Genomic DNA, 20,507 nt, shown 5'->3' on the forward strand with positions numbered 1-20,507 from the left:
GCCGATCGCGCTTGCCGTGGGGCGGCGGCTCGGGCAGATCATCGGGTGAGGCCAGATGCCTACCAAACAACGTGCGCTCACGGCAAGAAACGGGCCCGCCGCCCACAACGCATGGGCGGGGATCGCACGCAAGAAACTGTAGTGAGGAGCCCGTCCGACGCCATGCCCGAGACCGTCCCGCCCATCGCCGATCCCGTCATCCTCAAGCAGCGCGCGCTCCTCGAGACCCTGCTGACTGCCGGCATCCGCGCCGCCCATCCGGACCTGTGTCTGCCCGCGCACCTGCCGGCGCCGAGCCCGGGGCGCCTGATCATCCTGGCGGCCGGCAAGGCGGCAGGGAGCATGAGCGCCGTGGCGAGCCGGTTCTATCGCCAGCAGCACGGGCTCGGCGACGACCGGATCGTCGGCCTCGCGGTGGCGCGCCATGGCTACGGCCAGGACGCGCCAGGTATCCACATGGTCGAGGCCGGCCACCCGGTGCCGGACGAGGCCGGCATCGCCGCCACCCAGGAGGCCCTGCGGCTGGCCACCGAGGCCGGCCCGGACGACGAGGTGCTGGTGCTCCTGTCCGGCGGCGGCTCGGCCAACTGGATCGCCCCGGCCGGGGACCTGACGCTTGCCGAGAAGCAGGCGATCACCCGGGCGATGCTGCGCTCCGGCGCGCCGATCGGCGAGATCAACACGGTGCGCAAGCACATCTCCCGGATCAAGGGCGGCCGGCTCGCCATGGCCGCCCGCAACGCCCGGCGGATCCTGACGCTCGCGATCTCCGACGTGCCGTTCGACGATCCGGCGGTGATCGCCTCGGGCCCGACCGTGCCCGATCCCTCGACCCTGGCGGATGCCCGCGCGATCTGCGAGCGCCGGGGCATCCCGCTGCCGGAGACGGCGATCCGTCTGCTGAACGACCCGAACAACGAGACCCCGAAGGCCGGCGACCCCGCCTTCGCCCGGGCCGAGTACCGCATCATCGCCCGGCCGATCGACGCCCTGGAAGCCGCCGCTGCAGCCGCCCGGGAAGCGGGCTACGAGCCGATCATGCTGGGCGCCGACCTCGAAGGCGAGGCTCGGGAGGTCGCCGCCGTGCATGCCAGCGAGGCCAAGCGCTACAAGGCCGCCGGCCAGCGCGTGGCTTTGATCTCGGGGGGCGAACTCACCGTGACGATCCGGGGCGAGGGCCATGGCGGCCCGAACCAGGAATACGCCCTGGCGCTTGCCGTGGCGCTCGACGGCGAGCCCGGCATCTTCGGGATCAGCGCCGACACCGACGGCACCGATGGCGGCCGCGGCCTCGCCACCGACCCGGCCGGCGGCCTGGTCGACCCGACCACCCTGGAACGCGCCCGCGCCGCCGGCCTCGACCCCGCCGCGATGCTGGCGCAGAACGACTCGACCGCGTTCTTCGCGGCCCTCGGCGACCTCGTGAACCCCGGTCCGACCCGTACCAATGTCAACGATTGCCGTATCATCCTCGTCGGGTAGTTTTTTTGGGAGCGGAGCCGCGGCTCCGCTCGCGCTGTCGGTGGCCCTGGGGATCGGTGTCGCACTGCTCGGCACAGGCCCCGCCAAGGCCGACCTGCGCCTGTGCAACCAGACTGCCAGCAAGGTCGGTATCTCGCTGGGCTACCGGGACCCGCAGGGCTGGGTCACGGAGGGCTGGTGGGATCTGGCCCCGAAGGCCTGCGAGACCCTGCTCAAGGGCGCGCTGGCGGCACGGTTCTATTACGTCTTCGCGGTCGACTACACGCGCGGCGGCGAGTGGAGCGGGCGCTCGCTGATGTGCACCCGCGATTCCGAGTTCACGATCCGCGGCGTCGAGGATTGCCTCGCCCGCGGCTACGACCGGAACGGCTTTTTCGAGGTCGATACCGGCGAGCAGAAGAGCTGGACCATCCAGCTCACCGACCCCAACCGGGCGGACGCGCCGGCCAAGCCGTGACGGTGCCGGGGCGCCCTTGACGCTGCCCCGTGCCGGATGCCTACACCCGCACCCAACAAACCGACGCCGCCGAGGACGAACTCGCGCGGACGCGGCGGAACACCCGGAGGATCACGCTTGAAACGCTCGCGCCGCACCAAGATCGTCGCCACCCTCGGCCCGGCTTCGGATTCGCCGGAGATGATCGAACGCCTGTTCCGGGCGGGCGTGGACGTGTTCCGGCTCAACATGAGCCATCTCCCCCGCGAAAAACTGCCCGAGAAGGTCGAGGTGATCCGGGCGATCGAGCGCGAGGCCAAGCACCCGATCGGCATTCTGGTCGATCTGCAGGGACCGAAGCTCCGGCTCGGCACCTTCGCGGAAGGCGCCGTGATGATCGAGACCGGCGCGACCTTCGTGCTCGACGGCGACCCGACCCCCGGCGATGCCCTCCGCTGCCACCTGCCGCATCCGGAGATCTTGGAGGCCCTCGAAGCCGGCCACGCGATCCTGCTGGACGACGGCAAGCTGCGGCTGACCGTTCTCGAAACCTCGGAGAACCGGGCGGTCACCCGCGTCGAGGTCGGCGGCAAGATCTCGAACCGCAAGGGCGTGTCGCTGCCCCACACGGTGATCCCGGTCCCGGCGATGACCGAGAAGGACCGAGCCGACCTCGATGCCGGCCTGAATGCCGGGGCCGACTGGATTGCCGTCTCCTTCGTGCAGCGTCCCGAGGACGTGGCCGAGGTCAAGAAGGTCTGCGCCGGCCGCGCCCTGGTCATGGCCAAGATCGAGAAGCCGCAGGCCCTGACCCGTCTCGACGAGATCATCGAGATCTCGGACGGCCTGATGGTCGCCCGCGGCGATCTCGGCGTGGAGATGCCGCTGGAGCAGGTGCCCGGCGTGCAGAAGCGGATCACCCGCAGCGCGCGCCGGTTCGGCAAGCCCGTGGTGGTCGCGACCCAGATGCTCGAATCGATGATCACGGCGCCGGTCCCGACCCGCGCCGAGGTCTCAGACGTGGCGACCGCGGTCTACGAGGGCGCGGATGCGGTGATGCTCTCGGCCGAGAGCGCTTCGGGCGCATTCCCAGTCGGGGCCGTGGAGACGATGAACCGCATCGCCGAGCAGGTGGAGCGCGACGCGGTCTACTGGTCGATCATCCGGGCGCAGAGCGCGACCCCGGACGAGACCGCCGCCGACGCCATTGCGGCGGCCGCCCACCAGATGGTCGACGCCCTGAACCTCGACGCGATCATGGCCTGGACCAATTCCGGCTCGACCGCCTTGCGCCTGTCGCGCGAGCGCCCGAACGCCACGGTGATCGCCCTGACGCCCCGGCGCGAGACCGCCCGCCGCTTGGCGCTCGCCTGGGGGACGCACCCGATCGTGACCAAGGATGCCAGCGACGTGGACGACATGTCGTTCCGCGCCGCCAAATTCGCCGTGCGCGAGAAATTCGCCGCGGTGGGCGACCGGGTGATTGTTGTGGCCGGCCTGCCCTTCGGGACGCCGGGCGCGACGAACCTCGTGCGGCTGACCTTCATCACCCGGGAGCACGCCGAGAAGGCGTGAGGTCCGGCAGTTTGCATCGTCGTGGTCCGAAAGCCGGAACTCATCGTTCGGATGAAGGACTAATCCTTGAAGAGCGGCGCCGCCTCGCGCCGCTCACCAGCGAACCGGGCGATCTCCTCGGTCAGGCGCTCGGCCGCCACGAAATGGAGCATGTGACCGATCCCGGGCAGCAGAACGAGCCGCGCGCCGGGAATCGCCTTGGCCAGCGGGATCGCCTGGGTCTCGCTGCGGACGATCGGATCGGCCTCGCCGGAAATCACCAGGGTCGGGACGCGGAGATCGCCGTAGCGCGGGCTCTGCGCTGCCAGGGCGGCCGGTAGCCCGACGAGATCCTGCACATTAGCAAGGAGGGTTCCGGGCCGCAGCACGAGAGCGGCGCGGACCGCCTCCGCGTAACCCGGAGTCTCCTGCTGAGGCAGGAAGACCCGCTTCGCCGTTTCCGGCAGATAATATTGGGCGAGCGGCGGACCGATGGTGCGGCTCAGCAGCCAAGCCACGGGTGGTTTCAGCGCCAGACGCCAGTACCAGGGCAGCACCAGCATCCGCGCCGGCATCGGCATGGCGACGGGGGCCGCGAGGACCAGCCCCGACACCCGCTCAGGATGATCGAGAGCTAGTGCCAGGGCGAGCGCTCCGGCCCAGGAATGGCCGAACACCAACGCCGGACCGACACCCAGCGTCTCCAGCGCTTCCGCGACGATCTGCGCCTGGGCGGCCGGCGCGGCGGCTGAACGTCCGTCGATGCGGTCGCTCCAGCCGAATCCCGGCCGGTCGAAGGCGATGACGCGAAAGCCCTTCTCGGCCAGGCGGCGCCCGAAGCCCTCCATCGGATCGGAGGCGTTGGCCGAGGCTCCATGCAGCAGGATCACCGGGGGACCGTCGGCCGGCCCGGCCTGGATCGTCGCCAGGTGCCCGCCAGCGACATCGACGAAAGGACCGGCCGGCGGATTCTCGGCACCGACCCGCAGTGTGATGATGAGGCTCGCCACCGCGCCGAGCGCCAGAACCAGACCCAGGATCGCGACCGGGAGAGCGAGAAGTGTGAGGAGGAGGCCGGCCACGCGGCTCACAGGTCGCGGCCGTCGACCTCAGGCGCCAGGCGGTCGACTGCCTCGCCGATCTTCTCCATCGTCGGATAGAGCGCCTTGGCCCGGCGGAAGGCCGCCAGCGCCCGGGCCTTGTCGTCGAGGGATTCGTAGATCCGCCCCATGGCGGCCCAAGCCTCGAAATGGCGCGGCTCCAGAACCAGGGCGCGTCGCAGATCGGCGATGGCGTCGTCCTTGTCGGTCAGGAGCCAGAACACCGTGGCGCGCCGGTTCCAGCCTTCGGGCCAGTTCGGCTCCAGGGCGGTGACACGATCCATCAGTTCGGCGGCTAGGGGGAAGTCGTGGGCCGCGATGGCCTGTCGGGCGCGGTCGGTGAGCAGGTCTGCGGTCGGACTGCCGGAGGTGTCGAGGCGGCGCTCGATCAGCTTGGCGATGCCCTTCGCCTCGGCCGGATCGTCGCTGGCGCGCAGGCGCGCGAACAGGTCGTCGAGGCTCACGGGCTTCGGTGCCGGCTTCGCCTCGGGCGCCGGACGACCGGACCGGCCCGCATCCGGAGCTGCCGCGGCGGCCGACACGAAGACCGGGAGGCAGATCAGGGCGGCGAAAAGGCGGGTCGGCATCATCGCGCCAGAGTGTGCGCGGGTGCGCGCCTCGTCAACGTGCCGCGGTGCCGCGCACGCGAAAGCAGCCGCGACCCGGACGGGTGCGGCTGCTTTCGCAATGTCGAGCTCAGCCGAAGCTGAGCCGCAGATCTCAGCCCTGGCGGGCCTTAAAGCGCTTCTGGGTCTTGTTGATCACGTAGACCCGGCCCTTGCGGCGCACGAGCTGGTTGTCGCGGTGACGGCCGCGCAGGGACTTGAGGGAGTTACGGATCTTCATCGGTTTCTCGAGCCCAGATGGGGCCGTCCATTCAAGGGGGATCGGGAACGTGGTCACGAGGCGGGACGCGACGATCGCGTCCAGCGATCACGGCACACGCATCGCGGGATGGCGCCGCCATATCAGGATTCGCCACCGCAAGGCAAGGCGTCGCAGGCGCGATGCCTCAATGCACGCTGTCGACATGCGGCACCGCCGCTGTGACGACGAGTTGCCGCCCGATCTCGTGCAGCAGCGCGTCCATCAGCGGCTTCAAGCGCTCGAAGTCGACGCCCGACAGGCCTTCGGCCGTCGTGAACAGTGCCAGCGCCAGTTCGGCCACCCGGTCGATCCCACCCTTCTGGCCGTCGATCGCGCAGAAGGTGGCCTCGTCGATGTAACCGTCCCGGCTGCTCTCGGTCACGTCGATGATGATGCCGCGGGCCTCGCTGACGGTCCCGTCCGGACCGATGACGAAGCGGCCCCGCGCCAGCACCCAGCGCACGTCGTCCGGCGCCAGCACAGTGCGGTACTGGGCGACGTAGAGGCCGCCGTTGCGCTGGAGGTTTCTCACGATCGACCCGATACGCGGCTGGTCGTCCGGATGGATCCGCGCGAAGAACAGCGCGTAGCTCGTGTCATGCCCTGTCGCCGTTCGCGGGATGCCGAGCATCGTCGCGGCGACGGAGTCGCAACGCACGACGTCGTCGGCGATTCGCCACTCCCAGGTCCCGACATTCGTGGCAGCGAGCGCCCTGGCAACGATTTGCGTGTCCTGCCGCTTCTGCTGCGCGCTGACGCCCACAGATCCTGCCTCCGAAACTGAATGATGTCATCGTCCGCAGAGGCGGTATCTGGTCGACACGTTACCGCGAAGCGCGATCGCGCACAACGCAAACGGCTTCCGGCCCCGGTTCCATCCCCATGGGCCGAAAGGCTTTTCGCTCAGGCCCGTGCGTAGGTGCCGATGAGCTTACCCTTGCCGATCACAGTTCCACGCATGGCGTCGAGAAGGGCGCCGCGGCCGGGATCCTCGGGCAGATCGAGGACGCGCCCCAGCGCGTAGAGCTGGAAGAGATAAGCGTGGCTGCCGTGGCCGCTCGGCGGATCGGGCGGGAGCCATTCGGACTTGAGGAAGCTGTTCTTGCCGAGGCTTGTCCCGTCCGCCGACCGGCCAGGCCCCGGCAGCGTTCCTTCTGCGAGGCCGGCAGTGGCGGGCTGCAGATGCCAGACGATGAGATGAACGAGCGGCTGCGGCGTCGGGCTGCCGGCATCCTCGACCAGCAGGACCAGGGCAGCGGTCCCGGCCGGCAGATCGCTCCAGGCGAGGGGCGGGGAGGTCCCTGGCCCGTCCGCGGTGAAGCGGGCGGGGATCTCCGTCCCGTCCGCGAAGGCCGGACTCGTCAAGGTCACTGTCTCCGGGATGTCGGCGAACGCCGCGTGATAGGCGGTCTTCTCCATCCCGGCCTTGAGGCCGGACAGGGCCTCGCCGACCGCACTTGGAATCTTCTCGAGCATGCTCTGGGTCTCCGCTGCGGTCTCAACCGCGAACGGCGGTTCCGGTTCAGCCCCGGCGCTCGGCCGCGACCATGTAGTTCACGGCCTTGTCCCGGCCGGTGCGCCAGCCATCCGTCAGAGGATTGTAGGCGACGCCGATCGTATCGGTGACGTCGAGGCCGCCCGCCCGGATCGCGCGGGCGAACTCCTGCGGCGTCACGAACTTTGCCCAATCGTGAGTGCCCCGCGGCAGCCAGCCGAGCACGTACTCGGCGCCGACAATGGCCAGCGCGAAGGAGCGCATCGTCCGGTTCAGGGTCGCCCCGAACAGCATGCCGCCGGGCTTCACGGCCGCGCAGGCGGTGCGAACGAAGGCCGGCATGTCCGAGACGTGCTCGACCACCTCCATGATCAGCACGGCGTCGAAGCTCTGGCCCGCGGCGACAATGGCCTCGATGGTCTCGCCGCGGTAATCGACCGGTACGCCCGCCGCCTCGGCATGGGCGCGGGCCACCGCGATGTTCTGCTCCGCCGGATCGAGGCCGGTGACCTTGGCACCGAGCCGGGCCAGGGGTTCCGAAAGCACGCCACCGCCACAGCCGACATCGCAGATGGTCAGCCCATCCAGCGGAAACGGCGCCTGCGGATCCCGGCCGAAGCGCCGGCACAGAGCGGTGCGGATATAGGCCAGCCGGACCGGGTTGAACCGGTGGAGCACACGCATCGGCCCGGCCTCGTCCCACCAAGTGGCGGCGAGCGCGTCGAACCGCGCGACCTCGCCGCGATCGACGAAGCCGTCCGTACCGGTATTCGTGGCTGTCCTATCCATGCGCGTTCCGTCCAGACGATCCACCATCCCTGTCCGTTCATGGCCCGGAACCGCAGCGCTCGCTGAGCGATCGCGATTGAGGGCCGGCAGGTCAGGTCCTGCGCCGCCCATAGCACGGCTCTCCCGAGGCCGTCGCCGCGGCGCCGGAGCCATGTCCGGTCGGTTGTTGACACCTTACCGAGCCGCTTGTACCCGCCGGGCACTGTCCGGGACCCGCCAGGGCGGTCCCTCTCCCAGGCGCCGGGAACCCGCGAAGAACGATCATGCCCCGTCTGGTGATGAAATTCGGCGGCACCTCCGTCGCCACCGTCGACCGCATTCGCAACGTGGCCCGCCACGTCGCCCGTGAGGTCGCGGCCGGCTACGAGGTGGCCGTGATCGTGTCGGCGATGTCCGGCAAGACCAATGAGCTGGTCGACTGGGTCAAGGACGCCAACCCGCTCTACGACCCGCGGGAATACGACGCCGTCGTGGCCTCCGGGGAGCTGGTCACTGCCGGCCTGCTGGCGGTCGCCCTGCAGAAGGACGGCATCAAGGCCCGCTCCTGGCAGGGCTGGCAGATTCCCGTTGTGACCTCGGACGCGCATGGCTCCGCCCGTATCGCCGAGATCGACCCGAAGAATCTCGAGGCCGGCTTCGCCAAGGGCGAGGTCGCGGTGATCGCCGGCTTCCAGGGCATCCATCCGGAGTCCGGCCGCGTGACGACCCTCGGGCGTGGCGGCTCGGATACCTCGGCGGTGGCCGAGGCGGCCGCCATCCAGGCCGAGCGATGCGACATCTATACGGACGTGGACGGGGTCTACACCACCGATCCGCGGATCGTAACGAAGGCCCGGCGCATGGAGCGCGTGACCTTCGAGGAAATGCTGGAGATGGCGTCGCTCGGCGCCAAGGTCCTGCAGGTCCGCTCGGTGGAACTCGCCATGGTCCACCGGGTGCCGACAACGGTCCGGTCCTCCTTCGATCCGCCGGACGCCGCGCGCCCTGGCACCCTCATCTGCGACGAGGACGACATCGTGGAACAGCAGATCATCACCGGGATCGCGTTCTCCCGGGACGAGGCGCAAATCACCCTGCGCCGGGTGAAGGACAGCCCGGGCGTCGCCGCCGCCATCTTCGGGCCGCTGGCCGACGCCAACATCAACGTCGACATGATCATCCAGACTGTGTCGGGCGACCAGTCGACCACCGACATGACCTTCACGGTTCCGGCCGCCGAATACGAGCGCACCCGGGCGATTCTCGATCAGGCCAGCCCGCAGATCGGCTACGCGCAGATCGAGGGTGCCACCGATGTGGTGAAGGTCTCGGCGATCGGCGTCGGCATGCGCAGCCATGCTGGCGTTGCCGCCAAGGCGTTCCGGGCGCTGGCCGAGAAGGGCATCAACATCCGCGCAATCACCACTTCGGAGATCAAGTTCTCCGTGCTCATCGACGCGGCTTATACGGAGCTTGCCGTGCGCACGCTCCACTCGCTATACGGCCTGGATCAGGCCTGAGCCTGCACGGGCTCAGTTTAGAGCGTTTCCGCGCCGAATGGATGCCGGTTCGGCGGGCGGAGGCGATCTGAAACTAGGCTTGGACGAGAGATCGAAATCGTGTTCGATCGCGGGGCGATCGGGTGGGGTTTTGAAGGTGGATCGGGTGTCTTGAACTAGAACAGTCACGGGCCGGTCCGCCGATCCCAGAGGTGCTCTGGAGGAATGCGGCGCGGTCCATCGGGCGCCCGCCGTTTCGATGGTGGCGCCAAGGTTGCAGGGTGGTCGACGCCAAGGCCACTCGCCACGTTGGAACGACGAACCGATGCCCGCTGCGCCCGGAGGCCCGCGCCTGCTGCTGCGCCGCCTCCGCGAAGCGATGGCGGAGCCGGTCAGTCCCCAGGCACGCCTGGACCGCATCGTCGTCCTGATCGCCGCCAACGTGGTGGCCGAGGTCTGCTCGGTCTACGTCCTGCGCGACGACAACACACTCGAACTGTTCGCGACGGAAGGTCTGAACCGCGAGGCGGTGCACCGGGCGCGGATGCATGCCGACGAGGGCCTCGTCGGCCTGATCACCCGCACCGCCGAGCCGCTCTCCCTTTCCGACGCGCAGAACCACCCGGCGTTCTCGTACCGACCGGAGACCGGTGAAGAGGCCTATCACGCCTTTCTGGGCGTGCCGCTGCTGCGGGCCGGCAACACGCTCGGCGTGCTGACCGTCCAGAACAAGACCTACCGGGTCTATTCCGAGGAGGAGATCGAGGCGCTCCAGACCACCGCGATGGTGCTCTCGGAGATGATCGCCTCGGGCGAGCTGGAGGGCCTGGCGCCGGATGCCGGCACCGCCGCCCGCCGACCGGTGGTCGCCCGGGGCATCGCCCTGGCGGACGGGATCGGGCTGGGCCACGTGGTGCTGCACGAGCCCCGCGTCGTCGTGAAGACGCTGATTGCCGAGAATGTCGAGCGTGAGGTGGCGCGGCTCGACGCGGCGATCGAGGAGGTCCGCTCGGCCATCGACGCGCTGGTCGAGCGTGGCGACCGGATCGGCACCGCCGAATCGCGCGAGGTGCTGGAGACCGTCCGGATGTTCGCCCACGACAAGGGCTGGCTCCGGCGGATGCGCGAGGCGGTGGCCTCGGGCCTGACCGCAGAGGCCGCGGTGGAGCGGGTGCAGTCGGACAACCGCGCCCGGATGATGCGCCAGTCGGACCCGTATCTGCGCGAGCGCCTGCACGATCTCGACGACCTCGCCAACCGGCTGCTGCGCACCTTGACCGGACCCGAGGCGGGCGGCACCGTCGTCCTGCCCGAGAACGCCATCCTGGTGGCCCGCACCATGGGGCCTGCGGCGCTGCTCGACTACGATTCCTCGACGTTGCGCGGCATCGTTTTGGAGGAGGGCGGGCCCACCAGCCACGTGGCCATCGTGGCGCGAGCCCTCGGCATCCCGGCGGTGGGCGAGGTCGAGAACGCCTCGGCCCTGTGCGACGCCGGCGATGCGATCATCGTCGATGGCGTGGCCGGCGAGATCCACGTCCTGCCGGGCCCCGAGGTCGAGGCCGCCTATGCCGAGATGGTGCGCCTGCGCGCCCGCCGGCAGGAGCAGTACCGGGCGCTCCGCGACGTCCCGGCCCAGACCCGGGATGGCGTGCGGGTCGGCCTGAATCTCAACGCCGGCCTGCTGGTGGATTTCAGCCACCTGCACGAGACCGGCGCCGAGGGCGTCGGCCTGTTCCGGACCGAATTGCAGTTCATGGTCGCCCAGCGCATGCCGTCGGCGGCAGAGCAGCAGGAGCTCTACCGCAAGGTGTTCGCGGCCTCGGCCGGCAAGCCGGTGACGGTGCGGACCCTCGATATCGGCGGCGACAAGATCCTGCCCTACATGGCCAAGCTCGAGGAGGAGAACCCAGCGCTTGGCTGGCGGGCGATCCGCATCGGCCTCGACCGGCCGGCATTGTTGCGGATGCAGCTCCGCGCGCTGTTGAAGGCCGCCGACGGCGACCCGCTCAAGATCATGTTCCCGATGGTCGCGACCGTGGACGAGTTCGTCCGCGCCCGGGGCATCGTCGAGCGCGAGAAGGCCTATCTGCGCCGCCACGGCTACCAGCTGCCGACCGAATGCCGCCTCGGCGCGATGGTCGAAGTGCCCTCGCTGCTGTTCCAGATCGACGAGATCGCCAAGGAAGCCGACTTCCTCTCGGTCGGCTCGAACGACCTGATGCAGTTCCTGTTCGCTGTCGACCGGGAGAACCGCCGGGTCGCCGACCGGTTCGATCCGCTCTGCGTCGCGGCCCTGCGGGCATTCCGGCTGATCGCAGAGCGGGCTAACGCCGCCGGCTGCCCGGTGACGGTCTGCGGTGAGATCGGCGGCCGCCCGCTCGACGCGATGGCGCTGATCGGGCTGGGCTACCGCAGCCTGTCGATGTCGCCGGCCGCCATCGGCCCGGTCAAGGCGATGGTGCTGAGCCTCGATGCCGGCGCCATCACCGAGCTGATCGACACCGAGATGGCCCGGATGCACGACGGCGATTCCCTGCGTCCGGCCCTCACCGCCTTCGCGCATGCCAACGGCGTACCTATCTAACCGGTGATGCGACCCTTGCCGAAGGTTCGGCCGGGGTTGTACGGCACAGCCTCGATGCGCTGCGGCGTCCGCGCTCGGCGGAAATCGAATTGGGGTGGGGGACCTGTCGAGCCGCATGCGTCGGCCTTCCGATCCCGCGCTCCAACCCCTGAGACAAGACTTCGCCCGGCCCGGAACGTCGTGCGCAAAAACCTGCAGAAACACGGGCGATGATCCCCTTTCCCTCCGAGCGCCTCGACGCCATCCTGGCGCGTCATGAATTCGTCACCGCACAACTCGCCACCGGCGAGGGTGAATCCGAGACCGTGATCCAGCTCTCCCGGGAGCTGTCCGACCTCGATCCCGTGGTGGACGCGATCCGCACTTATCGAGCGGCGCTCGCGAACCTCGCCGATCTCGAGGCGATGATCGACGAGCCGGGGACCGACCCCGAGATGCGCGCGCTGGCCGCCGACGAGAAGCCGGAGGCCCAGGAGCGGCTGGAGGCGACCCATCGGGCCCTTCAGCTCATGCTGCTGCCCAAGGACGCAGCCGACGAAAAGAGCGCGATCCTGGAAGTCCGGGCCGGCACCGGTGGCGACGAGGCGGCCCTGTTCGCCGGCGATCTGTTCCGGATGTATGCGAAATACGCCGAGTCGAAGGGCTGGCGGGTCGAGGTGATCTCGGAGAGCGAGGGCACGGTCGGCGGCTTCCGCGAGGTCGTTGCCGAGGTGAAGGGTAAGGGCGTGTTCGCGCGCCTCAAGTTCGAGAGCGGCGCCCACCGGGTACAGCGGGTGCCCAACACCGAGACGCAGGGGCGCATCCACACCTCGGCGGCCACCGTGGCGGTGCTGCCGGAGGCCGAGGAGGTGGACATCGTGGTCAACGATGCCGACCTGAAGATCGATACGATGCGCGCCCAGGGCGCCGGCGGCCAGCACGTCAACAAGACCGAGTCGGCGATCCGCATCACCCACCTGCCCACCGGCATCGTGGTGTTCGTCCAGGAGGAGCGCTCGCAGCACAAGAACCGCGCCCGCGCCATGTCGCTGCTGCGCGCCCGGCTCTACGACGCCGAGCGGACCGCCAAGGATTCCGCCCGGGCCGCGGACCGGCGGGCGCAGGTCGGGTCCGGCGACCGCAGCGAGCGGATCCGGACCTACAACTTCCCGCAGGGCCGGGTGACCGACCACCGCATCAACCTGACGCTCTACAAGCTGGAGGAGGTCATGGCCGGCACGGCGCTGGATGAGGTCGTCGACGCTCTGATCACCGAGCATCAGGCGGAACTGCTGGCCTCTGAGGGGATGGCCTGAGCCGTACCGTGACGGCGGAGACCAGCCAGGGCCTGTCGCGCCGGGAGGCCCTGTGCCGGAGCACCGCTCGGTTGAGCGCCGCCGGCATCGCGGAGGCGACGGGCGATGCGCGCTTCCTGATGCTGGGCCTCCTCGGCCTTGAAACCCGCGACCTCCTGCTGGACGGGGACACAATCCTCAGCGTGGACGCAGCAATGACCCTTGATGCGGCTCTGGCGCGGCGGCTCTTGGGAGAACCGGTGGCCCGGATTCTCGGCGCCTGGGAGTTCTGGGGCCTGCCGTTTCGGCTCGCCCCCGAGACGCTGGTGCCGCGCCCGGACACGGAGATCTTGGTGGAGGCGGCACTTGCCGCCGTGCCGGACCGGAATGCGCCGCTTCGCTGCCTCGACCTCGGCACAGGCTCCGGCTGCATCCTGGTAGCGCTCCTGAGCGAGCTTCCCCACGCTCTCGGGATCGGGGTCGACCGTTCACCGGGCGCCCTGCACATGGCGCAACAGAACGCGATGGCGAACGCGGTCGATCGCCGGGCGGCCTTCATGGCGGGAGATTGGTGCGACGCCCTCCGGGCCGGGTTCGATCTCGTCGTCTCGAACCCGCCCTACATCGCGGATGATCTGATTCAGGACCTCGACCGGGATGTGCGCGCGCATGACCCGCGTGCGGCCCTCGCCGGCGGCCCGGACGGCCTCACTGCCTATCGGCGGATCCTGGAGGGTGTGCGGGCGAACGCCCTTCTCGCGCCGGGGGGGCGGCTCCTGTTCGAGATCGGCTACGACCAGGCGGACTCTGTTCGCGATCTGGCACGCACCGCCGGCTTCACGGATCGCGGCCTCAAACGGGATCTGGCTGGCCATGACCGTGTGCTGATCTTCAGCCTTTCATCCGGTCACACGGATGCCTAAGTCTGGACCGACGATCGGTGCGTTGAGAAAATGCTTGTTGCATCTCCTTGGGAACGCTAGAGTCCGCTTGAAGATCGCGAACGGTTCGTTAAGACGGACGATTGTAAGGTCGGTGACGATCTCTGGTCGCCGCTTGGTTCGCTGATCCCCCGTACCGTTGGACTGGAGCGCGCGTTTGATCGCGCGGCGGTTCGACAGCACTCGAACCTGACAATCGACTGGTTTCTGGCGTCTGGCCCGGGCGCGCGGTGCGAGGGATGGTCAGGCAGTTGCGCGGACCGCGGAGCGGTCGAATGCGCGGCTTTACCGGGTGCATTTAGCCGGAGCGCGTCTGAAGATCGACGCCGGACGCCCCGAAGAACTGTCGTTTGCGTGAACGAGGGTCACTGAAGACCGATGAGACCAAACCAGAATCGACGGATGCGCGGCCGCAACCGGCCCAAAGGTCCGAATCCGCTGACGCGTTCGTACGAATCCAACGGCCCCGACGTCAAAATCCGCGGCACCGCGCAGCATATCGCTGACAAGTACGCGCAGCTTGCCCGGGACGCGCAGGCGGCCGGCGATCCGGTGGCGGCGGAAAACTATTTCCAGCACGGTGAACACTACTTCCGGATCGTTTCTGGCGCCCAGGAGCAGAACCGCCCGGCTAATACCGGCGGCTATGCCAGTCGTTCCTACGAGGACGACATGGACGAGGGGGACGACGAGGGTCAGGGCAACGGCTCGGGTCAGAACGGCCACGCCTATAACGGCTACGACGAAAACGATCCGGGCCAGCAGCCGCAGCCCTACGAGATGCGCCAGGAGTCGAACCAGGACGGCCGCCAGCAGGGCCGCGACCGGTTCCAGAACCGCGACCAGCGCCGGTTCGACAATAACGGGCGCCCGGACTACCGGCGCCAGGACCAGCCCCGGCAGGACTACCAGCGCCAGGACACGCAGCGGCAGGACACGCAGCGACAGGATTATCAGCGCCCGGACTACCGGCAGGATCGCCAGGACAACCGACAAGAGAACCGTCAAGACGCGCGCCAGGATTACGGCCGGCAGGATTATCGCCAGGACCGTCAGGACGCTCGTCAGGACGCTCGCGGCGACCAGAACCGCTACGAATCCGGCCGTTCCGACGCCGCACGGCCGGAGACCCGGCAGCAGGAGAACCGGCAGGAGAACCGGCAGGACGTCCGGCAGGAAAACCGGCCGGACAGCCAGCGGGAGGCTCGCTCGGACGAGCGCCAGCCGCGTCGGTCCGAGCCCCGGAGTGAGGCTGCGCCCCGCAGCGAGGCGCCGCGCCAGGCCGAGCCCGCGCCCCGTCGTGAGCGCCGCCGGGAAGCAGCCCCGACGCCGGTCACCGCCGAGGATCCGGCCAGCCTGCCGGCCTTCCTGATGACGCCGCCCCGTCCGGTCGCCGCAACGACGCCTGTTGAGCAGCCAGCGGCCGCACCGGCGCCCGAGGCCCCCGTCGAGGAGGCACCGGTGAAGCCGCGTCGCCGTCGCCGGCCGCGCTTTGAGGGTATCGCTCCGGAAGAGGGCGAGGCGCGGGCACCCACCGAGGACGCACCGACCGAGTAAGTCGATACGTCGAAGCCGTCGGAACAAGCCGTCCTGGGAAACCGGGGCGGCTTTTTGCTGGCCCCCAGCACTGCGCAATCGGATCAGGCCCGGGCGGCCCGCCAGTCCGGATAGGCGTGGACCCGGTGGATCAGCCGACGGCGTCGGTCGATCTCTCCGAAGGGCGCGAGTTCCCAGTCCCAGGCTTCGGCCGGCTTGGGAAGTGTCACGCCGAACATCAGATCGAGGGTGTTCGTCACCCGGCCGGCGCGGTCCTCCTCGCGCTGCACCGTATCGGTGATCAGGCAGACTCGCCCGGTCCCGGCGGCCAGCCGGTCGAGGGCGGCGAGATGGGTCTCGACGAGCTGTGTGCCGAGCCGCGGGGGCGCCTCGCGGCCCCGGGCCTCATAGGCTTCGATCGGCACGATCGGCAGTTGCGACAGGAGATTGGCCGAGACGATCAGATCGGCTCCCGCGCAGATCTCCCGGAGGTCGGGATCCGTCAGCCCGGCGCTGATCTCCGCGGTCATGAGCCCGACGTCGCTGTGTCGCCGGGCGGCCAGCCGCGCCGGCCAGGGGTGCACCGCATCCACCAAGTGCACCCGGTCGAACAGGTCGGCGAGCGCGTCGAGCGGCACGTCGTCGAGGAGCCCGGAACCCAGCACCACGGCCGACCCTCGCTCGGAGGTCGCTTCGGCGGCGGCGATGATCGCGCCGCGGGCGCGCATCAGGTGCGGCGCCCAGGCCGCGCAGCAGCGACGCGAGCGGGCATGGAGCAGGCCGCTCTGGCGGACATAGCCAAGTCGGCGTAGGCGCCGGGGCGCGGGATTGACCAGCGACAGCGCCCACGCGACCAGCATCGGTCGCGGCTTAAGCCTCGTCCTCCGCCGCTGCCGCGGCCCGGGCCGCCGCGCTGCGATAGCCCGTGGCCAGCACGTAGAGCTCGCTCGAATCGGACCGGCTCGCCGCGGGCTTCACGTGGCGCACGGCGGTGAAATCCCGCTTCAGGTCGGCCAACAGGGCGTTCTCGGTGCCGCCCTGCAGGACCTTGGCGAGATAGGCGCCGCCGGGGCCCAGGATCTCGCGGGCGAATTCGGCCGCGGTCTCCGCCAGCCCGATGATCCGCAGATGATCGGTCTTCTTGTGGCCGGTGGCATTGGCGGCCATGTCGGACAGAACGATATCGGCCGGTCCGCCGAGCATCGCGGTGAGCTTGGCCGGCGCCTCGGGATCGAGGAAGTCGAGGGTGATGAATTCGACCCCCGCCATCGGCTCGATCTCCAGGAGGTCGATTCCGACGACGCGGCCGGTGGCGCCCACGATCCGCGCGGCGACCTGCGACCAGCCGCCGGGGGCGGCGCCAAGATCGACCACCCGCTGGCCGGGCTTCAGCAGCTTGTAGCGCTCGTCGATCTCGATCAGCTTGTAGGCCGCGCGCGAGCGATAGCCCTCACGCTTGGCCCGGGCGACGTAGGGATCGTTGAGCTGGCGCTCCAGCCAGCGCTTCTGCGACAGGGTCCGGCCGCGCCCGGTCTTCACCCGTTGCTTGAGTTCGCCGCGCACGCCCCCGGTGGAGCCCGCGCCGCCGCGCCGGTCGCTCATCGTAGGGTCCTCATCGGACGGCCTTCCGATTCCAGACGCCGTCCTCCCGCATCATGTTCATCAACAGTCCTTCGCGCAGGCCTCGGTCGGCGATGCGCAGGCGTTCCGACGGGAAAGCCCGCCGGATCGCTTCCAGGATCGCGCATCCCGCCAGCACCAGATCCGCCCGGTCTCGGCCGATGCAGGGATTGTCGGCCCGCTGTTCAAGGCGGGTGTCGAGCAGATCGTCGATGGCGGTCGAGACCTCGTCGTCGCTCATCCACAGGCCATCGACCCGCCGCCGCTCGTAGCGCGCCAGGCGCAGATGCATGGCGGCGATCGTCGTCACGGTGCCGGAGGTGCCGAGCAGGTGGAAATGCGGGGCCGTGGCAGCCGCCGCTGCCCGAAGCGCGAAGGCGGACAGCTTCTCGGCCACCTCTTCGACCATGCCCTCGAACATCCGCCGGGTCACCTCGGCACCGCCATGGCGCTCGGCCAGGGTGACAACGCCCACCGGCAGGGAATCCCAGGCGCGGATCCGCAAGGTCGGGTCGGTGGACGGGTTGGCGGCCTCTCCGTCGAGCCAGGCGATCTCGGTCGAGCCGCCCCCGATATCGAAGATCACGACCGACTCGGCCTCGGGATCGGCGAGGGCTGCGCAGCCGGTCACCGCGAGATAGGCTTCGGTCTGGCGGTCGACGATCTCGAGATCCAGGCCGACGCCCCGCCGGACGCGGTCGACGAAGGCCGCGCCGTTCACAGCCAGACGGCAAGCCTCCGTGGCGATCACCTTGGCCCGCCGCACGCCTCGGCTCTGCATCTTGGTCCGGCAAATGCGCAGGGCCTCGACGGTACGCTCGATCGCGGCCTCGTTGAGCCGGTCCGAGGTGCCCAGCCCCTCGCCGAGCCGGACGATGCGCGAGAAGGCGTCGATCACCCGGAAGCCGCTGAAGGTCGGCTCGGCGATCAGCAGGCGGCAATTGTTGGTGCCGAGGTCCAGCGCCGCGTAGGCGACGCGCCGGCGATCACGGCCCGGTAGCGGGGCCGGCGTCTTGAGCGGCGCAGCGCCGGGCGAAATGCGGGACGGCGCGGCCGCAGCGGTCTCGTCCCTCATCGGCGCGGCCGTCGGTCCTTCGGGTCGGCCGGGAGCGTTGCGCTCGGCCATTCGTGATGAAAGACCCTACAGGGTCGGTCGGGAACTGCAATGTCGGATCGAGACCGTACTCAGGCGACGGCCTTCATCGCGCTGGTCCGGCGCGGGATCGGCCGCAGCAGGCTCTTCACTTGGGAATAGGGGCGGGGGCGGTTGATCACCTCGTCGAGGCGCGACCACAGGGTCTTGGGCGAGAACGGCTTGGCGATGATCTCGTTGACCCCGAGCGCCACCGCCCGGTCGACCACGTTCCGACGCGGCTGGGCAAGCATCAGGATGATCGGGATGGTGGGGCAGGGGGAGGTCGCCGGCGTGCGCGCGAGCCGGATGAACTCTTCCCCCGACAGGATCGACAGATCCCAGTCGATGATGCTGATGTCAGGCTTGCTCTCCGCCAGCACACCCAGGGCCTCGGCGCCGTCCGGCGCCTCGAGCACGCGCTTGATGCCGACCCGCATGAGCATGTCGCGCACGATTCGCCGGATATAGAGGCTCTCGTCGACCACCAGGGCCGAGAGATCGGGGAAAGACGGAGTCGCGATCATGGCCGTGTGCCGTTGCGGGGCGCACCGCGAGGTTAGCCGAACAGCCTTTGCGTTTCGCTAACGCCCTTGTCCGCAAAGCGAACGCCCGGTCGGCCGGCGTCGTCAATCTATGTTGTTTGCAGCAAGAAAGTAACGAAACGGGCGCGTCTTGGCCAAGAAGGTCCTTGCGGTCAAGGCCCGATTGCGTCAGGACTGGGGCGTTATTCTTGGTTACCGCGACCGGGGGTAATGATAGTGCGGGGCGTGGGCTGTCTGGGATGGCGCGCACGCGGTATTCGAGACCAGGGCGGCGGACGGTTTTTGCGAGCTTTCGATGGGACGTGGTCGTGATTTCAGGGGGCCGCAGAAGCGCGGCTTCGACGAGAGTGGCGAGCCGAGATGGCCTGATCAGGCTCCCCCCAGCGGCGGATACGGCGGTGGTGGTTTCGGTGGTGGCGGCGGCGGCGGTTTCGGCGGTGGCGGTTTCGACCGTGGCCCGGCCCGTGGCGGTGCGGCACCGGTCGCAACCGGACCGGAGCGTGATGCGACGGTCAAGTGGTTCAACAAGGAGAAGGGCTTCGGCTTCGTCGAACTCGGCGACGGTTCGGGCGATGCCTTCCTCCACATCCGCGCCGTCGAGGCTGCCGGCCACGACGACCTGATGCCGGGGACCCGGCTGACGGTCACCACAGCGCAGGGTCAGAAGGGTCCGCAGGTCACCAGCGTCACCAGCGTCGATACCTCCACGGCCGAGGCGCCTGCGCCCCGGCGCGAGATGCGCCCGCGCACCGGCGGCTTCGGCGCCGATCGCTTCGGCGGCGGCGGCGGCGGCTATGGTGCTGGCGGCGGCGGCGGTTACGGCGGCGGCGGTGGCGGCGGTTATGGTGCCGGTGCTGGCGGCGGTGGCCGTGCGGCCTCCGGCCCCTCGGTCGAGATGAGCGGTACCGTGAAGTGGTACGATCCCGCCAAGGGCTTCGGCTTCGTCTCGGTCAACGATGGCGGCAAGGACGTCTTCGTTCACCGTTCGGCTCTGTCCCGCGCCGGCCTCGAATCGCTGGCCGAAGGTCAGCAGGTCACCCTCGGCGTCGTCGAGGGCCAGAAGGGCCGCGAGGCTTCGAGCATCAACGTCGAAGATTGATCGGCCCCGCGGCCGTCTTGCTGCCGCGATCCGTGAGAATGCTGAAAGGCGGCGGTCCCGAGCGGGGTCGCCGCCTTTCGTGTTCCGGGACTGCCATGCGTTACCTCCTGATGCCGACGATCCTGCTCGTCCTCGCGAGCGTTCCCGTTCGAGCGGAGGATTTCAGCGGCTTCTATGCGGGCGTGAACGCCGGCTACGCCTTGGGCAAGGAGCGGGACCGGTCCGTTGGAATCCCCGTCACGGAACCCGGCGCCGGGGCCGCCGGCCCCGGTACCGGTCCCGATCTGCCGCCGAGTGCGCGTGATGCGGCCGCCGGGCTGCAGCGATCGAGCCGAGGGACGCCTGCGGCGGGCCGCTGACCCACCGGGTTTCCACCAGCGAACAGCCGAGCAATTCCCTGATGGCTCGGGCTATGGCGGCACGACGACATCTCGAAACGTGTCCGCTGAGCCGAGCTCGGCGCCGACCGCGGTAACGCTCACCCACCGCCACGTCTCGAGGTGTCCGGTGATCGCGGACCGCCAGGCCTCCAAGGAGCGCTCTTGTCGTTGCCGTGATCCCGGGAGCCTTCC

At 69.5% G+C, this 20,507-nt stretch carries 20 protein-coding genes; 10 read left to right on the top strand and 10 right to left on the bottom strand.

Going from position 1 to position 20,507, the window contains the following annotated elements:
* Window positions 1–162: 162 nt before the first annotated feature.
* From AO398_RS01395 to pyk, 3 genes are all read left to right on the top strand, one after another.
* Window positions 163–1,482, top strand: coding sequence for a glycerate kinase (locus AO398_RS01395; RefSeq protein WP_058190206.1), 1,320 nt, complete (start codon window positions 163–165; stop codon window positions 1,480–1,482).
* A gap of 46 nt (window positions 1,483–1,528) precedes the next feature.
* Window positions 1,529–1,939: a DUF1036 domain-containing protein gene (locus AO398_RS01400; RefSeq protein ID WP_082643109.1), complete on the top strand. Its 411-nt coding sequence runs from the start codon at window positions 1,529–1,531 to the stop codon at window positions 1,937–1,939.
* A gap of 117 nt (window positions 1,940–2,056) precedes the next feature.
* Complete coding sequence (gene pyk / locus AO398_RS01405) at window positions 2,057–3,493, top strand: pyruvate kinase (protein WP_058190210.1); 1,437 nt, start codon at window positions 2,057–2,059, stop codon at window positions 3,491–3,493.
* Window positions 3,494–3,552: 59 nt separating this feature from the next.
* Here pyk and AO398_RS01410 read toward each other — a convergent pair whose 3' ends face one another.
* The 6 genes from AO398_RS01410 to ubiG form a co-directional block, all read right to left on the bottom strand.
* A complete protein-coding gene (locus AO398_RS01410) occupies window positions 3,553–4,563 on the bottom strand; it encodes an alpha/beta hydrolase (protein ID WP_058190212.1) in 1,011 nt (336 codons plus the stop codon).
* Entirely contained in the window at window positions 4,560–5,162 is a 603-nt protein-coding gene (locus tag AO398_RS01415; protein WP_058190213.1) for a tetratricopeptide repeat protein, read from the bottom strand. Before AO398_RS01415 ends, AO398_RS01410 begins: the two co-directional genes overlap by 4 nt.
* 130 nt (window positions 5,163–5,292) lie before the next feature.
* Window positions 5,293–5,418 (bottom strand): type B 50S ribosomal protein L36, encoded by a 126-nt coding sequence (gene ykgO, locus AO398_RS01420; RefSeq protein ID WP_003601867.1) that lies wholly within the window; start codon window positions 5,416–5,418, stop codon window positions 5,293–5,295.
* 166 nt (window positions 5,419–5,584) lie between these two features.
* Window positions 5,585–6,202 carry a PAS domain-containing protein gene (locus AO398_RS01425; protein ID WP_058190215.1) on the bottom strand — a complete coding sequence of 206 codons (618 nt, stop codon included), beginning with the start codon at window positions 6,200–6,202 and terminating at the stop codon, window positions 5,585–5,587.
* Window positions 6,203–6,342: 140 nt separating this feature from the next.
* The gene (locus AO398_RS01430; protein WP_058190216.1) at window positions 6,343–6,915 is read right to left on the bottom strand and encodes a YbhB/YbcL family Raf kinase inhibitor-like protein; all 573 of its coding nucleotides are present in this window, start codon (window positions 6,913–6,915) and stop codon (window positions 6,343–6,345) included.
* A gap of 46 nt (window positions 6,916–6,961) precedes the next feature.
* Entirely contained in the window at window positions 6,962–7,723 is a 762-nt protein-coding gene (gene ubiG / locus AO398_RS01435) for a bifunctional 2-polyprenyl-6-hydroxyphenol methylase/3-demethylubiquinol 3-O-methyltransferase UbiG (RefSeq protein WP_058190574.1), read from the bottom strand.
* Window positions 7,724–7,986: 263 nt separating this feature from the next.
* Between ubiG and AO398_RS01440 the strand changes: the two genes are divergently transcribed.
* The 5 genes from AO398_RS01440 to AO398_RS01460 all read left to right on the top strand — a co-directional run bounded on the left by AO398_RS01440 (window position 7,987) and on the right by AO398_RS01460 (window position 15,560).
* Window positions 7,987–9,222: an aspartate kinase gene (locus AO398_RS01440; RefSeq protein ID WP_058190218.1), complete on the top strand. Its 1,236-nt coding sequence runs from the start codon at window positions 7,987–7,989 to the stop codon at window positions 9,220–9,222.
* 304 nt (window positions 9,223–9,526) lie between these two features.
* Entirely contained in the window at window positions 9,527–11,788 is a 2,262-nt protein-coding gene (ptsP, locus tag AO398_RS01445) for a phosphoenolpyruvate--protein phosphotransferase (RefSeq protein ID WP_058190220.1), read from the top strand.
* 209 nt (window positions 11,789–11,997) lie between these two features.
* The gene (gene prfA / locus AO398_RS01450; RefSeq protein ID WP_058190222.1) at window positions 11,998–13,083 is read left to right on the top strand and encodes a peptide chain release factor 1; all 1,086 of its coding nucleotides are present in this window, start codon (window positions 11,998–12,000) and stop codon (window positions 13,081–13,083) included.
* Between the two features lie 8 nt (window positions 13,084–13,091).
* Window positions 13,092–13,985: a peptide chain release factor N(5)-glutamine methyltransferase gene (prmC, locus tag AO398_RS01455; protein WP_058190224.1), complete on the top strand. Its 894-nt coding sequence runs from the start codon at window positions 13,092–13,094 to the stop codon at window positions 13,983–13,985.
* Between the two features lie 420 nt (window positions 13,986–14,405).
* Complete coding sequence (locus tag AO398_RS01460; RefSeq protein ID WP_058190226.1) at window positions 14,406–15,560, top strand: DUF4167 domain-containing protein; 1,155 nt, start codon at window positions 14,406–14,408, stop codon at window positions 15,558–15,560.
* Window positions 15,561–15,643: 83 nt separating this feature from the next.
* Here AO398_RS01460 and AO398_RS01465 read toward each other — a convergent pair whose 3' ends face one another.
* The 4 genes from AO398_RS01465 to AO398_RS01480 all read right to left on the bottom strand — a co-directional run bounded on the left by AO398_RS01465 (window position 15,644) and on the right by AO398_RS01480 (window position 18,818).
* Entirely contained in the window at window positions 15,644–16,399 is a 756-nt protein-coding gene (locus AO398_RS01465) for a hypothetical protein (protein ID WP_058190228.1), read from the bottom strand.
* Window positions 16,400–16,409: 10 nt separating this feature from the next.
* Window positions 16,410–17,141, bottom strand: a complete 732-nt coding sequence (locus tag AO398_RS01470) for an RlmE family RNA methyltransferase (RefSeq protein WP_058190230.1) — start codon at window positions 17,139–17,141, stop codon at window positions 16,410–16,412.
* 10 nt (window positions 17,142–17,151) lie between these two features.
* On the bottom strand, window positions 17,152–18,234 hold the full coding sequence (locus AO398_RS01475; RefSeq protein ID WP_058190575.1) for a Ppx/GppA phosphatase family protein: 1,083 nt from the start codon (window positions 18,232–18,234) through the stop codon (window positions 17,152–17,154).
* Window positions 18,235–18,344: 110 nt separating this feature from the next.
* A complete protein-coding gene (locus tag AO398_RS01480; RefSeq protein ID WP_058190232.1) occupies window positions 18,345–18,818 on the bottom strand; it encodes a response regulator in 474 nt (157 codons plus the stop codon).
* A gap of 313 nt (window positions 18,819–19,131) precedes the next feature.
* Here AO398_RS01480 and AO398_RS29655 point away from each other — a divergent pair, with 313 nt between their 5' ends.
* Window positions 19,132–19,935, top strand: coding sequence for a cold shock domain-containing protein (locus AO398_RS29655; protein ID WP_058190235.1), 804 nt, complete (start codon window positions 19,132–19,134; stop codon window positions 19,933–19,935).
* A 95-nt stretch (window positions 19,936–20,030) separates the two neighbouring features.
* Window positions 20,031–20,294 (top strand): hypothetical protein, encoded by a 264-nt coding sequence (locus AO398_RS01490; protein WP_058190237.1) that lies wholly within the window; start codon window positions 20,031–20,033, stop codon window positions 20,292–20,294.
* Window positions 20,295–20,507 lie beyond the last annotated feature (213 nt).

The sequence above is a fragment of the Methylobacterium sp. GXS13 genome, from assembly GCF_001455965.1.
Taxonomy (GTDB): Bacteria; Pseudomonadota; Alphaproteobacteria; order Rhizobiales; family Beijerinckiaceae; genus Methylobacterium.

Coding starts and splice junctions, on each gene's coding strand:
- AO398_RS01475 (WP_058190575.1), bottom strand. CDS start 18,234: ATGAGGGACGAGACCGCTGCGGCCGCGCCGTCCCGCATTTCGCCCGGC.
- ptsP (WP_058190220.1), top strand. CDS start 9,527: ATGCCCGCTGCGCCCGGAGGCCCGCGCCTGCTGCTGCGCCGCCTCCGC.
- AO398_RS01490 (WP_058190237.1), top strand. CDS start 20,031: ATGCGTTACCTCCTGATGCCGACGATCCTGCTCGTCCTCGCGAGCGTT.
- AO398_RS01395 (WP_058190206.1), top strand. CDS start 163: ATGCCCGAGACCGTCCCGCCCATCGCCGATCCCGTCATCCTCAAGCAG.
- AO398_RS01460 (WP_058190226.1), top strand. CDS start 14,406: ATGCGCGGCCGCAACCGGCCCAAAGGTCCGAATCCGCTGACGCGTTCG.
- ubiG (WP_058190574.1), bottom strand. CDS start 7,723: ATGGATAGGACAGCCACGAATACCGGTACGGACGGCTTCGTCGATCGC.
- AO398_RS29655 (WP_058190235.1), top strand. CDS start 19,132: ATGGGACGTGGTCGTGATTTCAGGGGGCCGCAGAAGCGCGGCTTCGAC.
- AO398_RS01415 (WP_058190213.1), bottom strand. CDS start 5,162: ATGATGCCGACCCGCCTTTTCGCCGCCCTGATCTGCCTCCCGGTCTTC.
- prfA (WP_058190222.1), top strand. CDS start 11,998: ATGATCCCCTTTCCCTCCGAGCGCCTCGACGCCATCCTGGCGCGTCAT.
- AO398_RS01440 (WP_058190218.1), top strand. CDS start 7,987: ATGCCCCGTCTGGTGATGAAATTCGGCGGCACCTCCGTCGCCACCGTC.
- AO398_RS01480 (WP_058190232.1), bottom strand. CDS start 18,818: ATGATCGCGACTCCGTCTTTCCCCGATCTCTCGGCCCTGGTGGTCGAC.
- AO398_RS01470 (WP_058190230.1), bottom strand. CDS start 17,141: ATGAGCGACCGGCGCGGCGGCGCGGGCTCCACCGGGGGCGTGCGCGGC.
- AO398_RS01430 (WP_058190216.1), bottom strand. CDS start 6,915: ATGCTCGAGAAGATTCCAAGTGCGGTCGGCGAGGCCCTGTCCGGCCTC.
- ykgO (WP_003601867.1), bottom strand. CDS start 5,418: ATGAAGATCCGTAACTCCCTCAAGTCCCTGCGCGGCCGTCACCGCGAC.
- AO398_RS01465 (WP_058190228.1), bottom strand. CDS start 16,399: ATGCTGGTCGCGTGGGCGCTGTCGCTGGTCAATCCCGCGCCCCGGCGC.